Annotated in this window: 13 protein-coding genes; 1 reads left to right on the plus strand and 12 read right to left on the minus strand. The window is 55.8% G+C overall.

Features of this window, described 5'->3' with window-relative positions:
• Nucleotides 1-15 precede the first annotated feature (15 nt).
• Nucleotides 16-2703, minus strand: a complete 2688-nt coding sequence (gene polA, locus NI000_RS02660; RefSeq protein ID WP_253408379.1) for a DNA polymerase I — start codon at nt 2701-2703, stop codon at nt 16-18.
• 182 nt (nt 2704-2885) lie between these two features.
• Between polA and NI000_RS02665 the strand changes: the two genes are divergently transcribed.
• Nucleotides 2886-3656, plus strand: coding sequence for an HAD family hydrolase (locus NI000_RS02665; RefSeq protein WP_253407469.1), 771 nt, complete (start codon nt 2886-2888; stop codon nt 3654-3656).
• On the opposite strand, the gene NI000_RS02670 is transcribed toward NI000_RS02665, so the two are convergent.
• The 11 genes from NI000_RS02670 to pstC all read right to left on the minus strand — a co-directional run bounded on the left by NI000_RS02670 (nt 3653) and on the right by pstC (nt 16649).
• The gene (locus tag NI000_RS02670; protein WP_253407471.1) at nt 3653-5455 is read right to left on the minus strand and encodes a GGDEF domain-containing protein; all 1803 of its coding nucleotides are present in this window, start codon (nt 5453-5455) and stop codon (nt 3653-3655) included. The two genes, NI000_RS02665 and NI000_RS02670, sit on opposite strands and share 4 nt — an antisense overlap.
• A gap of 120 nt (nt 5456-5575) precedes the next feature.
• Nucleotides 5576-6598, minus strand: a complete 1023-nt coding sequence (locus NI000_RS02675; RefSeq protein ID WP_253407473.1) for a response regulator — start codon at nt 6596-6598, stop codon at nt 5576-5578.
• Nucleotides 6599-6641: 43 nt separating this feature from the next.
• Complete coding sequence (locus tag NI000_RS02680; RefSeq protein WP_253407475.1) at nt 6642-8468, minus strand: sensor histidine kinase; 1827 nt, start codon at nt 8466-8468, stop codon at nt 6642-6644.
• On the minus strand, nt 8465-9490 hold the full coding sequence (locus NI000_RS02685; protein ID WP_253407478.1) for a response regulator transcription factor: 1026 nt from the start codon (nt 9488-9490) through the stop codon (nt 8465-8467). The genes NI000_RS02680 and NI000_RS02685 overlap by 4 nt, the downstream gene beginning before the upstream one ends.
• Before the next feature lie 166 nt (nt 9491-9656).
• A complete protein-coding gene (locus NI000_RS02690; protein WP_253407480.1) occupies nt 9657-11210 on the minus strand; it encodes an extracellular solute-binding protein in 1554 nt (517 codons plus the stop codon).
• A 150-nt stretch (nt 11211-11360) separates the two neighbouring features.
• Nucleotides 11361-12230, minus strand: coding sequence for a carbohydrate ABC transporter permease (locus NI000_RS02695; RefSeq protein WP_253407481.1), 870 nt, complete (start codon nt 12228-12230; stop codon nt 11361-11363).
• Between the two features lie 14 nt (nt 12231-12244).
• Entirely contained in the window at nt 12245-13201 is a 957-nt protein-coding gene (locus NI000_RS02700) for an ABC transporter permease (protein WP_253407482.1), read from the minus strand.
• A 168-nt stretch (nt 13202-13369) separates the two neighbouring features.
• The gene (gene phoU / locus NI000_RS02705) at nt 13370-14029 is read right to left on the minus strand and encodes a phosphate signaling complex protein PhoU (protein WP_253407483.1); all 660 of its coding nucleotides are present in this window, start codon (nt 14027-14029) and stop codon (nt 13370-13372) included.
• A 36-nt stretch (nt 14030-14065) separates the two neighbouring features.
• Nucleotides 14066-14854 carry a phosphate ABC transporter ATP-binding protein PstB gene (gene pstB / locus NI000_RS02710; RefSeq protein ID WP_253407484.1) on the minus strand — a complete coding sequence of 263 codons (789 nt, stop codon included), beginning with the start codon at nt 14852-14854 and terminating at the stop codon, nt 14066-14068.
• 2 nt (nt 14855-14856) lie between these two features.
• Nucleotides 14857-15714: a phosphate ABC transporter permease PstA gene (pstA, locus tag NI000_RS02715; protein WP_253407486.1), complete on the minus strand. Its 858-nt coding sequence runs from the start codon at nt 15712-15714 to the stop codon at nt 14857-14859.
• Entirely contained in the window at nt 15711-16649 is a 939-nt protein-coding gene (pstC, locus tag NI000_RS02720; protein ID WP_253407488.1) for a phosphate ABC transporter permease subunit PstC, read from the minus strand. Before pstC ends, pstA begins: the two co-directional genes overlap by 4 nt.
• Nucleotides 16650-16703: the final 54 nt, after the last annotated feature.

The following is a 16703-nucleotide window of genomic DNA, read 5'->3' on the forward strand; positions in this document are numbered from 1 at the left end:
ACGATGTCCGGCGGATTACTTCGCCTCGTACCAGTTCTCCCCAGCATCGACGTCCACCTTCAGCGGCACGTCGAGCTTCAGGGCCGATTCCATCACTTCGGCGACCATTCGTTTCATCAAGTCAATCTCGTCTTCCGGCACCTCGAACACCAGTTCGTCATGCACCTGCAGCAGCATGCGGCTGCGCACGCCCTCTTCCTTCATCCGCTTGTCCAATTGGACCATCGCCAGCTTGATAATATCCGCGGCCGTTCCTTGAATCGGCGTATTCATCGCGGTGCGCTCGGCGAACGAACGGAGGTTGAAGTTCGAGGCTTTAATTTCCGGCAGGTAGCGGCGGCGCTGCAGCAGCGTCGTAACGTAGCCGTCCTCTCGGGCTTTCTTCACGATATCGTCCATATATTGGCGAACCCCTTGAAACACGGCAAAATATTGCTCGATAAACTTCGCCGCGTCCTTACGGGTAATGTTCAAGTTTTGCGACAACCCGTAATCGCTAATGCCGTACACGATGCCGAAGTTGACCGCTTTGGCCTGACGCCGCATGTTCGAATCGACTTCCGCTTCGGATACGCCGAACACGTCCATGGCCGTTTTCGTATGGACGTCCATATTTTCGCGGAACGCTTCGATCAGCTTCTCGTCCTGCGAAATGTGCGCCAGCACGCGCAGCTCGATCTGCGAGTAGTCGGCGGTCAGGATTTTCCAGCCGGGCTCGGAAGGGAAAAACACCTTGCGGATTTTGCGGCCTTCCTCCAGCCGGATCGGAATGTTCTGCAGGTTCGGATACTGGCTGCTGAGCCGTCCGGTCGCCGCGATCGTCTGCTTATAGTACGTATGCACCTTCCCGGTAGAAGGACGCACTTCCTTAAGCAGGCCTTCCACGTAAGTCGACTGCAGCTTCGCCAGCGTCCGGTAATGAAGAATATGACCGACCATCGGATGATACGGCTCCAGCTTCTCCAGCACTTCGGCGTCGGTCGAATAGCCGGTTTTCGTTTTCTTGATCACCGGCAGACCGAGCTTCTCGAACAAAATTTCCCCCAGTTGCTTCGGCGAGTTGATGTTAAACTCAATTCCAGCCGCATCGTAGATCGATTGCATGATGCCTTCAAGCTGGTTCCCAAGCTCCGCGCCGTAGGCTTTGAGCTCCTCCGCGTCCACTTTGATCCCTTTGCGCTCCATCGAAGCCAGCACGAGCGCCAGCGGAAGCTCCAGCTCGTAAAACAACGGATGCATTTCGCTCGCTTCGAGCGCTTCCTTCAGTTTCGGCGCCAACCGATGGACCGCGGCGGCTTTGCGGCACAAATAGGCGGTCAGCACGTCTTCCTCGGGCACCTTGAATTTCGCGCCCTTGCCGAATACTTCCTCGTCGGCCGGAAGCGGACGCAGTCCGTAGCGGGACGTCAGGCCGTCCAGCGTCAGCGACGATTCCGTCGGATCGAGCAAATAGCCGGCGAGCAGCGCATCGAAGCCGATGCCGCCCAGCTCGATTCCGCGCCAAGACAGCACGATGACGGCACGGTGCAGATCGTAGACGGAAACCTCCTGCTTGTCCTCCGAAGCGAGCCATTCCCGAACCGCAGAGGCGTTTTCCTGCTCAAGCCGTCCCACCGGCACATAGTAGCAAACGGGCTCCACGCCCTCTTCTTCGCTATAGAAGGACACGCCGATCACCTCGGCGTTATGCGGATTGTCGCCCGCCGCTTCCACATGCAGCGCTCGGACATGCGGCAGAACCGCGATCAGCTCAGCCAGCTTGTCGTCCGTAACCAGCACCGCCGGCGGCTCCGTACCGGTCTCCTCCGCCTCCGCTGCTCCTGCCGCTCCAGCGCCGGAAGCGGGCAGCTGCAGCCGCTCCATTAACGACTTAAATTCCAGCTTGCGGAACATCTCGGCAAGCTCCGATTCCTCATATCCGCGGTACGCAAGCTCGTCCCACGAAAAATCGACCGGCACCTCCCGGAAAATTGTCGCAAGCTCCTTGCTCATCCGGGCGCTGTCGGCGTTCTCAGCGACCTTTTCTCCTAGCTTGCCTTTGATCCGCGAGGCGTTCTCCAGCACGTTCTCGACCGAGCCGTATTCGTGCAGCAGCTTAAGCGCCGTCTTCTCCCCAACACCCGGGATGCCCGGAATGTTGTCGGACGTATCGCCCATCAGCCCTTTCAGATCGATGATCTGATGCGGCTTCAGACCGTACGTTTCTTCGATGTGCGCCGGATCGAACAGCTCGACCTCGCTGATGCCCTTGCGCGTCAGCGCGATGGTCACCTGTCCGCTCGCAAGCTGCAGCATGTCCTTGTCCCCGGTGACGACGACGACCTCGATGCCGTCTTTCTCGTCCGCAACGCGCGTCAGCGTGCCGATAATGTCGTCGGCCTCGTAGCCGTCCAGCTCAAACTGGCGGATGCCGAACGATCCGAGCAGATCCCGGAGCAGCGGAAACTGCTCGGATAGCTCCGGCGGCGTTTTTTCGCGGCCGCCTTTGTACTCTGCGTAATCTTTATGTCGAAACGTCGCTTTCCCCGCGTCGAATGCGACCAGAAAGTGCGTTGGCTTCTGCTCCTCCAGCAGCTTGAGCAGCATGGTGGTGAACCCGTAGACGGCGTTCGTGTGCAGCCCCTTGGAATTGCTCAGCAGGGGCAGCGCAAAAAAAGCGCGGTAGGCAATGCTGTTCCCGTCGATCAAAATAAGCTTGGACAATGGATACACCCCATTCGGCAGTCTTCCTACTCTATACATGATAGCATAGGACAGCATAAGAAAAAAACCTTTGGAAAGCTTTCTCGAAAAAGGGGTGTGCGCCGTTTTTGCCGCATAAAATGAACTAACTTTTGATCCTTGACGGCACCTTTCGAGCGGAAAGGAGATCGGAGGCTGGGTTCATGAAAGAGACGGTTCGTTTGAACGGAAAACGCGCGATTTTTTTCGATGTCAATCAGACGCTGGTACAGCAGGGACTCAGCTTCGAACAATGCTTCGCAGAGGTGTGGGGCGATTATTCGGCCAGGTGGGCGGCGGAGGACCGCCCAAAGGCGGATTCGCTCTGGGAGCAGTATATCACCCGTTGGCAGCAGCGCAAAAAAGGCCGGACGACGTTCAAGCAGCTCGACGAGCTGCAGCAGCAATGTCTGCTGGAAGCCTTTGAGACGCTGAGGATTCCCGTTTCTTCCGGCGTCCTGCGAAGCTTCATGCAGGATATCCGCCGCTTGCAGGTATCGGCGAAGACCATGGCGCCGCAGACGGCAAAGACGCTGGAGGCGCTGTCCCGGACATACCGCTTCGCCATCATCAGCAACAGCCCCCGCAGCGAAGTGCTGATGATGCTGCAGCGGTTCGGGCTGGAATCGTATTTTCCCAAAGAACGCGTCTTTACGGCGCAAAAGCCGGCGGACAAGAAGCCCGCGCCTTATCTCTTCAAGACGGCACTCCAAACGATGCAGCTTGCGCCCAGGCAGGCGCTCATGGTAGGGAACTCGTGGAAGCATGACGTGTGCGGCGCCGTCAAGGCGGGCCTGGATGCCGTATGGCTTCATCCCGGAGCGGCCGGTCCGTCCGCCGAATCGGGAGACAAAAAAATTTCCCAGCAGCGGCTGGGAAAACGTAAGGTATATCTGATCAAGCAGTTGGATCAGCTTCACCAGCTCTTCGGTTAAATTTCAATCGGCCCGTCGTCCTCCGGAACGCCGACCGCATCGCTGCTGAAGACGCTCCCGCGGTGCGCTTTTGACTGCTTCTTCAGCTTGGCCGCCGTTTCGGAAATTTGTTCAGGCGTTACGGCGGCGGCCGCCTTGCAGATGACAAGCGACAGCGACAGCGTGACGCCGTCGCTATCGATCCGGTTGCCCTGCCGGTCCTCGACATACGTCCAATGGTCCTCGTCGTAGAACATTTTGACCCCCGCATCGAACCGCCGCAAAATTTCGCCGCACAGCTTCTCCGGCTCCTCGCTCGCCGTAATCGCAATAAAATCGTCCCCGCCGATGTGACCCACGAAATCGAACGGCAGCCCCAGCACGCCCATCGCCTGCTGAATGCAATCGGCGGTAAATTGAATGAGCTGATCGCCCTTTTGAAAACCGTACCGGTCGTTAAACCATTTGAAATAATCGAGATCGGCATAGATGACCGAAAACGGCTTCTTGTCCGTCAGCCGCTTGCTCAGCTCCCGGTAAATTTGCAGATTGCCCGGCAGTCCCGTGAGCGGGTTTGCGACCTTGGCGCTTTCCATGCGGGCATTCGTGATGCATTCGAGAATGGACCTAATGGAGGACATCCCCAGCATCCGCCCTTTGGAGGTGATGATCACGAGATCGTACAAATTTTGAATGTCCCGCGAGGTCGCGAGCTGGGACACCTCCTCGACCGACATCTGCTCGTCCACGATCAGCGGTGACGGGTCCATCACTTGATCGATCGGACGGTTCCAGAACAGCGAGTACCCGTACTGTCCCGCAAGCTGCTGGAACAAGCGGTCCCGCATAATGAGGCCGATGGGCACTCCGCCGGAAATGACCGCCACGCCGAGCGCGTTCGCATTTTTCTTAAAATACCCGGCGACCGTCGAGATAGGCGTCGAGCTTTCAAAGGACTGATACGGGATCGACAGGTCGCCGATGGCCCAAAAGCTGCCCGCGGTTTCGACAAATTTGCGGTGCAGCAAAATATAATTTTTCAGCTCCGGCTGTAGCAGGGCTTGCTCCGTTCCGGGACGGCCAAGCAGAAACCCCTGGCCGAAATGCACGCCCATGCGCGTAAGCTTCATCAGCTCCTCGGCCGACTCGATGCCCTCTGCAATCAGGTGAATGCCCAGTTTCTCGGCGAACGACAGCAGCGTCTCAAGGATGTACTCCTTCGTTTTATGGCGGTGAATGTCCTTGATGAGCGAGCGGTCGATTTTGATAAAATCGGGCTGCAGCTCGGCAATCGCTTGCAGCGAGGAATACCCCGCTCCGGCATCGTCGATGGCGATCCGGTACCCTTGCTGGCGGTAATGATCCAGAATCGATTTGGCCGCGTCGAAATCTTCGATGGAGCTGCGCTCCGTAATCTCGAATACGACGTTCCCCGGCGTCAGTCCCCGCTGCTCCAGCAGCTCCAGCGTCCGGCCCGGCTCAAACTGCGGATCGTTCAAAATTTCGGCGGACAGGTTCAGAAACAGCATCTCCTCCTCCGTCCGGGTCAACGCGCCTTGAATCGCCTTGGCCCTCGCAAGCCGGTCCAGTGGATACAGCAAGCCCTCGGACTCCGCCGCCGCGAACAGTTTGAGCGGAGAATGCAGCGGGCTGCCCTCCGGTCCCCGGGTTAACGCCTCGTAGCCGAAAACGGTGCCGTCCTTCAGCGAAATAATCGGCTGATAAACGGACGTTACGGCTTGTTGATGTAAGATGTGCTGCAGCTCGCTATGAAGCGTCGAACCGTCGATCGGCTGCTCCGTCATTTGTTCTATCGTCATTGACCATCCCTGACTTTCCATGTCTTTGGATCTACTATACCATGGGAATTTTATCCCAGTGTTAACACGGAACGTCCCGAATTGTTAAACGATTGTAAATATTTACGAAGAAACCGTCTCTTACTTGATGCCGATCGATTGGCGGTATTCGGAAGGGGAACAGCCGACCGCCTTTTTGAACAGGATGGAGAAGTGCGGATAGCTCTGATAGCCGACGGCCAAGGAGACGTCGATCACTTTGTAGTGGGGAATTTCGAGCAGCCGCTTGGCCATCTCCATCCGTTTGCGGATACGGTACTGCACGAACGTCTCGTTCGCCGTTTTTTTGAACAGGTGGCTGAAGTAAGTCGGCGCAAGGCCCATTTTCCCGGCGACCTCCTCCAGGCTGATATCCGTCGCCAGATGTTGGTCGATATACGCTTTCGCTTCTTCCCAGACGTTCTTCAGGTTGCCGCCACGGTAGGTTTGCAGCAGCCCGGTCAGCTTGAAAATTTCCTCCTCCAGAAAGGCCAGGGCTTCCGGACGGGCAGGAAAACTTCGGCGCTCGGGAGGCTCGGGAAAGAGGAAGACGTCTCTGGCGTTCAGCCGCTTCACCAGCAAGCGGAGCACGTCGTTCACGGATGCGCTCATCCGCTCGGACGACGCATGCTCTGTGAAATACCGGTCCTTCCCTTCCGTCCAGCAGGCGGCAGCGGCATCCGGGACGGCGCTCCAGATCGCTTCCTCCAACGAATCGAGCCACTGCTCGTATTCCGAAATGGACGGCGCGTCGGCCTGGGCCGGTTTCAAAACGCGATCCAACACCGAATATAGCTCGCCGGGCGTGACCGGCTTGAGCAGGTATTCCTTGACCCCGTATGTCAGGCATTTTTGCGCATACGCAAATTCCCCGTAACCGGAGATGACGACGGTCTTGACGGAGGGCCGGATTTCCGAGATGAGTCTGCACAGCTCAAGCCCGTCCATGCGAGGCATCCGAATATCCGTGAGAACCAGATCGGGCGGGGTTTCCCGAACCAAAGCGGCGGCCTCCTCGCCATTGGCCAGAGCGGTAACGCGAATCCTTCCCGCCCCATACCGTTCGACCATCCGGGCAAGCCCGAGCCGGATCATGGGTTCGTCTTCGACGACGACAATATGCATCCTTATCCTCCCTTCGCTCCGCATCTGCACAAACCGCAACCCTTCAGCATGACGGCCCGCTTGAGGAAGGCATAACCATCGTCACTTTCGTTCCCTCGTCAAGCCGGCTCTCGATGTGCAAACCGTATTGCTCGCCGAACACCATCTGAATGCGCCTGTGCACGTTAACAATGCCAATTCCTCCCTTCTTGCCGGCCGCATCGTCCCCTCCGTCGACAAGACGGTTCGCCTCCAGCTTCTCCCGCAGCTCCGCCAGACGGTCATCCGGCATGCCGTTCCCGTTATCCTCGACGCTGACCCAGAACGTGCCTTCTCCTTCACCCGCATCGATCCGGATGCAGTGATAATCCTCCACGCCGCCTTCGAACGCGTGCTGAAATACGTTTTCGACGAGCGGCTGCAGCGTCAGCCGGACCATCTTATGAAGCAGCAGCTCCGGCTTCACGGCGACGTCGATCTCAAACTCCCGCCCGACCCGGTGTTTCAGCACGATCATAAAGTTAAGCACGTGCTTCAGCTCGTTGGCTACCGTGATTTCCTCCAGATTCGTCTGCACGGAATACCGCAGCATGTAGGCCAGCGCGCGCACGATCTCCGAAATTTCGTCCGAATCCTCGACGAAGGCATAGCACACAATCGTCTCCAGCGTATTATATAAAAAGTGCGGATTGATCTGGAGCTGCAGCGATTGGAACTCCGCCTTTTGCCGCTCCATCTGGATTTCGTGGTTTTTCAGCTCGGCCTGATACACCTTGTCCACGAGCTCCGACAACCGGTTGACCATCAGATTGTAGCGGATCATCAGCTCCACGATTTCGTCCCGCTGCCGCTGCTCGGGAAGCGGAATGGTCGCCCAGTTGCCCTTTTCGGTCTCCCGCATGCCTTCCTTCAGCGCTCTGATCGGCCCGGTAATCGACTTGCCGAAACGGTAGGCCAGCCATAACGCGAACACGAGCGTAAACAGACCGACGACGATCGAAGTGACGCGAATCGTATCGACCGGCTTCCGCAGCTCGGCCATCGGCATGGACACGACGAGATGCCAGCCCGAATAGGCAGACTTTTGGCTCCGGTACAAGCGCCGCTCTCCGTTTTCCTCCGCCACGAAGGACTGCAGACCCGATTCGACGATGCTGCGCTTCAGCTCAGGCTGTACGGTTTCCCCGATCCGCTCCCTTTGGGGGTGATACACGATCCGCCCTCGCTCGTCGACGATGAAGAAGAATCCGGTGTTGGTGAGCTCGATGCCTTTCCACAGCTCCGAAAGCTCGGCGGAACGAAGCTCGATCGCGAGAATGCCCTGGGGTTCCGAAGACGTTAAGCCGCGAATTTGGCGCACGAGAGTGATCGTCCGGTTGTTCTGGCTTTCGATAATGCTGCGGTTCAACACGCTGAGGTTCCCGTATGCCGACGTATTCGTTTTAAAGAAGGCCAACTGCTCCCTGATTTGCACCGGCGTAAACGACGATCCCGTGACTTCGTTATAGTAATATACGGCGTTCTCGTTGAAGCTGATCGAATAGACGGCCGTAATTTCGGGATTCCGTATAAAAATCGGGTCGATCACGAATTCTTTGATCTGCTTCTGAATCTCATAAAACTCGTATCCTTCCAGCCCTGCCGGCAGATCGATAAAACGTTTGACCTCCTTGTTGGTCAGCAGCGAAACCATGGAACGCTCATACGATTTCAGATACAGATCCGTATGGTAAGCCGCATTGCCGACCATCTGGGACAGCTGGCGCTCCACCATCCGGTCCAGCTCCTGGGAAGAGGCGTAGTACGTCACGATGCCGACTGTCGTCAGGGAGACGATAATTACGGTCAGAAAGTAAAGGAACAGCTTCCGGTACAGGCTCGCCCTCTTCATTTGATCCCCAGCTGGCTGCGGTATTCCGAAGGCGAAATGCCGACAATCTTTTTAAACGTTTTTGTAAAATGCGGATAGTCGTCATACCCGACCTCCAGTGCCACGTCCACAATGCGAATATGGGATTGAGCCATCAATTGAAGCGCTTTCTCCATCCGGCGCTTGATCCGGTATTGAACGAACGTTTCGGAGGTCATTTTTTTGAACAGCGCGCTGAAATAAGTCGGGGTCAGCCCGACAAGCTCGGCCACTTCCTCCAGGGTGACTTCCTCGGACAAGCGCTGATCGATGTAAGCCTTCGCTTCTTCCATCGGGTCCTTGAATTGCCCGCGGCGCGCCGAGATCAGCTTCCGGTAGATCGCCAGCAGCGTCTGTTCGAAATCGTCCAGCAGCTCGGCCTTCGTATGGCCGGCAATCGCCTCCTTCGTCTCCGGGGACACCGAAAAAGCGTTCCGCTCCTGCAGCCGCTGCACAAGCAAGGGGATACAATCGCCGAGCAGTTCCCGAAGCTTCGCGGCGGACAAGCCGGAGTCGAGACAGTAGCCCCGCCACTGCTCCAAGTACCGGGCCAGCTCGTCCGATTGGTTGGCCCAAATGCACTGCTCCAGCTTCCCTACCCATTCGACGTATTTGGATACCGGCACGTAGCCTTTCATTTTCCGCTTGAGCACCGTATCCAGCGCTTCATGCAGCTCGGGCTTCGTCACGGGCTTCAGCAAATATTGCTTTACGCCGTAAGCCAGGCATTTTTGCGCGTACTCGAAATCGTTGAACCCGGAGATGACGACCGTTTGAATATCGGGGAATTCTTCGTGAATGCTGCGGCACAGCTCCAGTCCGTCCATCTTGGGCATCCGGATATCGGTCAGCACGATGTCGGGCTCGTGCGCGCGGATCAATTCCAGCGCCTTCGCTCCGTTCTCAGCGGTTGCAATGCCGGCGAATGCGGGACTGTACTGCTCCGCCATTTTAACCAAGCCTCTGCGGATGACCGGCTCGTCGTCCACGATGAGCAAATGCATGGAACACCCCTCCTGTTAGGTCCGCCTAAGGGAAAAGTATCCGCTCCGGACAAGCCGGGAACGGATACTTTACCGTGATCTGTATGATGATTTTACTATGCCTTCGGGATGCAGGGCAATGAAAGAAGTTGGCTTTGGCGGACAACGGCTTTCCGGCCGCAGACCGTTACTTCACATTGTTGCGGACAATGACGCCTTCCTTCTTGTTGTAGCGGTCCGTCGCTTCTTTAATGACTTCGTTGCCGCCTTTCGCTTTGTATTCTTCGATGACCTTCGGCCAATCGGAGATCGGCTCTTTGCCGTAGATCATTTTGACCATAGGGTCGATGATCAGCTTCGGCGCCGTATCCGACGTCGGCATAAGATCCGGGTATTTGGCGAACGCATTCAGCGTCGGCGTAAATTCGATCGTGCCGAGTCCCTCTTTGGCCAGCACCGTATCGAACGCTTTCGCCAAGTCCTTGCCGTCCTGGGACAAGGAAGCGCGCAGCTTGTTGATGGTAATGTCATGCGCCCACCATAGATTGCTGCGGAAGCCCTCTTCGTCCACTTCTTCTTTCGTTTGCGGGAATTTGTACTTGATCTGCCCGTTCTCGACGGTGTAATTCTCGCCTTCCACCCCGATGCTGAAAAACTTCTCCGCCTCGTCGGTCAGCATCCAATCCAAAAATTTGACGATGCCGATCGCCGTTTCCTTCTTGACGTTATTGTTGATATACAAAGCAGTGGATAAAGAGCCGTACAGGAGATGACCGCCGTGTCCTTCCGGACCTTTCGGCGACGGAATAATATCGATTTTGGCCTCGGGCACGACCTTCTTCACCTTGGTTCGGTAGTTGGCCATCCCTTCCGCATTGGCGGACCACATGCCGACTTTGCCGGCCTCGATATTTTTGCCGTAGTCGGTTGACGTCACCGTTGCAAAATCTTTCGGAATCAAGCCTTCGTCGAACATCGTTTTGTAGGCTTGAAGCGCTTTCGTCATATTCTCCACGTCGAAAAATTTCGGAACGACCTGTCCGTCCTGCAGCTCGAATTGCGAACCGATAACATCGTAGGAGCCGAAGATCGTATCGGCATACTTGAATTTTTCCCGGATCTGGTACGGATTCTCGACGCCGAGCTTTTTCATCGCGCGCATCACGTTCAGCATGTCCTCGACCGTCTTGGGCGCGGGCAGGCCGGTTTTCTCCAGCAGGTCCGTGCGGATAAACAGCGCGCGACGCGACGGGTTGGACAGCCACGCCGGTACGGCGTAAATTTTGCCCTGGTAGCTGACCTCGTCCCAGGCCTGTTTCGGCACCTGCTTCATCAAATTCGGCGCATACTCTTTCAGCAGATCGTCCAGCGGCATGAACAGCTCGGCCTCCACCGAGCCGGACATCGCCTTGCTGTTCACGCTGCTGCCTTGAACCACGTCGGGGATGTCGTTGCCGGCGAACATGACGGCCATTTTCTGGTCGAATTCCTTGAGCGGGAGGAAGCGGATATCCATGTCTACATTCCCCAGCTTCTCCAGCTTTTTAACCCATTTGTCTTCGTTAATATTCGTCGAGCTTTCCGCATACGCATTGCCGCTCGTGTTCAGCGAAATCGTAAATTTCGTCGGCCCCTGCTTTCCGTCGGCGCCCGGCGCTTCGCCTTCATTCTTGCCGCCGCCGCATCCTGCTGCCGTGACCGCCAGCGAACCGACCAGCACCGTACTGATGAGCTTTTTCAAGTCGAACCCCTTCTTTCGCTTAAAAAGTATGTGGATGTGCATGCTGCTCAATTCAAATGATAGCGATTTCAAATCGATCATAGAATTGGCTAATTTATTATGACGCTGTGTTTTTTTACGATGGGGCCTGTCCTGTCGTCAGATAAATGATTACGATTTGATCGAGCCGATCAGCATCCCTTTGACAAAATAACGCTGAAGAAACGGATAAATCATCATGATCGGAATGGTCGCCACTGTAATAATCGCCATTTTGATGCCTTCAGGGGACGTATTCGTAAACTGTGACAGCTGGTCTGACGAGCCGAAGAAGTCGGTAATGACGATTTCGCGCAAGCGGACCTGCAGCGGGTAGAGCGCCCGGTTATTAATATAATACAAGGCATTGGAGTACGTATTCCAGTGCGATACCGCATAGAACAAGCCCATGGTTGCCATCGCCGGCTTGGACAACGGAAGCACGATGCTCCATACGATACGCATTTCCCCGCAGCCGTCCATCCGGCCGCAATCGATCAGCTCGTTCGGCAGGTTGACGAAGAAGGAGCGCATGACGAACAAATTGTACGCGCTGATGGCGCTCGGAATAATTAATGCCCACACCGTATCGAGCAGGTGCAAATTTTTGACCAGCAAATAGTTCGGAATTAGCGGCGCCTGGAAAATCAAAGTGATGAGCACCATAAGCAGCACGTACGTGCGGCCCGCATATTCCGGGCGCGACAACGGGTAAGCGAGCGCCGCGGTGGCGATCAGATTGATGACCGTTCCGACGACGGTAATGAACAGGCTGACCGAGAAGGAGCGCCAGACGGAGGCATCTTTTAAGATCAGCTGGTAATTTTCCAGCGTAAATTGTACCGGCCACAGCGTCACTTGCCCGCTATTGATTGCAGCGTCGGCGCTGAGCGATTGGGCGACCACGTGAAGCAACGGCAGGATCATCGTCGCCGCAAGAATCGTAAGCACAACATAGTTCAATACCGAGAATATCCGTCCCGCCGGAGTTATATGATTCATCTGCATTCACCCGCCTAATATAGTCCTTGTCCGGTCGCTTTGCGGCTTAGCGCGTTGCCAAGCATGATCAGCGCCAGCCCGACGATCGATTTGAACAGCCCGATGGCGGTCGTGAAGCTGTATTGGCGCCCCACCAAACCAACCCGATAAATGTAAGTATCCATAATATCCCCCGACCCTTCGTTGAGCGAATTGAGGAACACATAGACCCGCTCGAACCCGAAGTCGAGGAAATTGCCGATATGCAGCAGGAACAAGATGACGATGGTCGGCATAATCGTCGGAATCGTGATGGATATCGTCTGCCGCCAGCGACTCGCGCCGTCCATGACGGCCGCCTCGTACATTTCCGGATTGACCCCGGCCAGCGCCGCCAAATAGACGATCGTCCCCCAGCCGCTATCCTTCCAGATGCCCGAGCCGACTAGGATGCTGCGGATGTACGAATCTTCGCCCAAAAAATAAATCGGTTCGATCCCGAACAAGCCCAGCACATGATTGACGACCCCCGTCGTCGGAGACAAAATGCCGATCGCAATCCCGCCGACGATGACCCACGACAAGAAGTGCGGCATATACACCACCGTCTGAATAATCCGCTTGTACATCAGCAGCCGCATTTCATTCAGGAGCAGCGCCAGCATAATCGGAAACGGAAAAGCGAAGATCAAATCGTAAAATCCGATCAGAATGGTGTTTTGTAAAATTCGCAAAAATTCGTCGTAGGCGAACATCCGCTGGAAATTTTCAAGCCCGACCCACGGACTCCCCGCAATTCCTTTAAAAATGCTGTAGTTCTGAAACGCCATAACCGAGCCCATTAAGGGAACGTATTTGAACACGACGAAATATAAAATGCTGGGCAGCGAAAGAATATAAATGGTCTTGTACTTCTTCATCAGCCTCCACGTTTCCCGGGCCTTTGACGGTTTAGCCTCGGTGCGAACCGCCCTCTCCAGCTTGGCTTCCATGCTGCATTCCTCCTTTATAGTTCGATCTTACTATGAGGGAAGGTCGTTTCAAATGGAGAAAGTTGCACGGAAGCTGTGTTTTTTTACGATGGCAAAAAGCAAAAAGTCCCGCCCGCGCCTTGGTGTAAGCGCGCGGTGGGACTCTTGGCCGGAGCCGTTCGGTATCCGCTATACGTTCAAATCTTTACGTTTGCCTGTGACCATAAAGATCACACCTTCTCCGATATTCGTCGAGTGATCGGCCACGCGTTCGAGGAAATGGGCAGCCAGCATGAGCTGGGACAATTGGCGGTTTTTGGCAAAGTCAGTGCCCATCAGCATGATGATATCGTTCACGATGACGCTGTACAGCTTATCGACTTCGTCGTCCTTCTCGGCCAGCGCCGCAGCCCGGTGAACGTCGCGTTCGGTATAAGCCAGCAGGCTCTCCTGCAGCATGTTCTGGGTCAGCTCCGCCATGCGCGGAATGTCTTCGAGCGGCTTCACTAGCTCTTGGCCGTTCAACCGGATGCAAATTTTGGCGATATCGACGGCATGATCCGCAATGCGTTCCAGATCGGTGGCGATCTTCAGCGCCATGCTGATAATCCGCAGATCGCTGGCCATCGGCTGCTGCAGTGCGATCAGCCGCAGCGAATCCTCTTCGATTCTCGCGGTCATCTCGTCGATCTGGTCGTCCTCTTCGATTGTTTGCCGGGCCAAGCTCTCATCCAGACGCGCAAGCGATTCGACGGCTTGGCGGATGAGCCTTGCCACATTGTTGCCCATGTCAAGCAGGTCTTTTTGAAGCAGATCCAGCGATTGATGGAAATTGAACCGGTTATCCACGAATTAAGCGCTCCTTTGTCCGAACGGCTGCGGAACTTATCCGAACCGTCCCGTAATATAATCTTCCGTCCGTTGGTCGGAAGGCGTGGTAAAAATTTTGTCCGTTTTGTCCGACTCGACCAACACGCCGTTCAGGAAGAACGAGGTGTAGTCGGAAATCCGGGCCGCTTGCTGCATGTTATGCGTAACGATGATGATCGTATATTTCTCCTTCAATACCTGCGTCAGCTCCTCGACCTTCAGCGTCGAGATCGGGTCAAGCGCGGACGTCGGCTCATCCATCAGCAGCACATCCGGCTCGACGGCAAGCAGACGCGCTATGCACAAGCGCTGCTGCTGCCCGCCCGAGAGGCCGAGCGCCGACTTGTTCAAGCGGTCTTTGACCTCGTCCCAGAGGGCTGCCTGTACCAGGCTGCGCTCGACGATTTCGTCGAGCACGGCTTTTTTCTTCGTGCCGTGAATCCGCGGGCCGTATGCGATGTTGTCGTAAATGCTCATCGGAAACGGGTTCGGACGCTGGAATACCATGCCGACCTTCTTGCGCAGGGACACGACGTCCGTATCCGGACCGTAAATATTTTGGCCGTCCACATAGATGTCGCCGGTGATGCGCACGTTGTCGATCAGATCGTTCATCCGGTTCAGGGTGCGTAAAAATGTCGATTTCCCGCAGCCGGAAGGGCCGATCAATGCGACGATGGAATTTTGCTCGATCGTCAGCCCGATGTTATGCAGCGCATGATTTTCACCGTAATATAAATTTAATTGCTCCACTTTGATTTTATTCGCAACCTTCGGATTCGCGATTGCACTCGCTGTCGCCATAGTCATTTCCCTCCGGACAATTTTTTCTGCAGCATACGGCTTGGAATGCCGATTAACAGGTTAAAGATCAGCACGACGATCAACAGCAGCGCGGCGGAGCCTTTGGCAATGTCCTGGGCGTCCGGCACGATCGCTTCGGATTGGACGTACCACAGATGAACGGACAGCGTCTCGCCCATGCTGAGCGGATTGAAGTCCGGGAAGAAGCGCGATACCGACAGCCCCGCGGTATAGATCAGAATGGCCGATTCCCCGAGGGCGCGGCCTGCGACGAGCGTGATCCCCGTAATTAAGCTAGGCAGCGAAGCCGGGAGCAGCACCTTGCGGATCGCCTGCCAGCGGGTGGAACCGAGAGCAAGCGACGCTTCCCAGTACGATTCCGGAACGGATTTGATCGCTTCTTCCGTCACCCGCACAAGGACGGGCAGATTGAGCAGCGACAAGGTGATCGCCCCGCCGATGATGGAAAATTTCAGGCCCATCCAGTTGACGAACAACAGGAAGCCGAACAAACCGAAAACAATCGACGGCACGGAAGACAAAGCTTCGACGGAGACGCGCACGATGTCCGTAAACCGGTTCTTTTTCGCATAAATGGCCAGATACACGCCGGCGCCGATACCGATCGGCAGCGAGAACAGCAGCGACAAGAACAAAACATAGAAGGAGTTGAACAGCTGCGGTCCTACGCCGCCGCCGGCCATAATCTCCGAAGGCTTGCCGGTGATGAAATTCCAGTTCAGCATCGGCAGTCCGTCGCCTAAGATCCGGAATAAAAACCAAGCCAAAATTAGAATAATAACAACACCCGTTGCCCAAAAATAGAGCGTGGCGATCCGGTCTGTCGTTTTGCTCGTCATTTCACTTCACTCCTCTTTGCGACAATGCGGATGATCAGGATCAAGGCCAGCGAGACCAGAAGCAGCACAAGAGCCATCAGGAACAAAGCGTTGTTCCACGTGCTGCCGTAATGGGTGTTCCCCATGTCCTTGACGATCGCCGTCGTCAGCACCGTCGCCGAGCTGAGCAGCGAATCCGGCATTTGCGGCGAGTTGCCGATGACCATGAATACGGCCATCGTTTCTCCGATTGCTCGTCCCATCCCGAGAATGATCCCGGTCAGAATGCCGGGCCGGGCCGCAGGAATAAGCACGCGCCAAATCGTCTGCCAGCGCGTTGCGCCGAGCGCGAGCGAAGCCTCTTCCAGACGGCCGGGCAGCGCCCGGATCGCGTCCTCGGAGATGGACAGAATCGTCGGCAGAATCATGATCGCCAGAATGATGGCGGCCGGCAAAATCCCGTACCCGAAGCCCTCATTGAACTTGCCGAGAAACGGAACGATCACCGTAAGACCGATCAAGCCATAGACGACCGACGGAATCCCGACGAACAAGTCGGTCGCCGGACGAAGAATTTCGCGCACCCACTTTGGCGCGATTTTGGCCATAAAGACCGCACCCGACAGCGCGAGAGGCACCGACAGCAGCACCGACAAGAAGGTCAGCAGCAGCGTGCTGTACAGAAACGAGAACGCGCCGAATTTATTTTCCGACGGGGTCCAGTCGGTCGAGAAAAAAAACTCTACCGGCGTCACGCCCGAAAAGGTCTTGACTCCTTGCCAACCGACGAAGACGATGACGGAAAAGATGATGAACGTCACAAGCGAAGCGCTTCCTATAAATATCCATCTCATCATTTGGTCGCTTCTGTTCTGTGCTCTCGTCCAGCGGTTCATCCGATGCTCCTTCCGCTCTTCCTTTACACTTTCCGTCAGCTGATCGGCAAATGAATTCATCAGCTATTACCCCCTGGTTCGAATAGTTCCACACGTGTTCCTTAGCTCAAGACC

The sequence above is a fragment of the Paenibacillus tyrphae genome, from assembly GCF_024158745.1.
In the GTDB taxonomy this organism is placed as follows: domain Bacteria; phylum Bacillota; class Bacilli; order Paenibacillales; family NBRC-103111; genus Paenibacillus_G; species Paenibacillus_G tyrfis_A.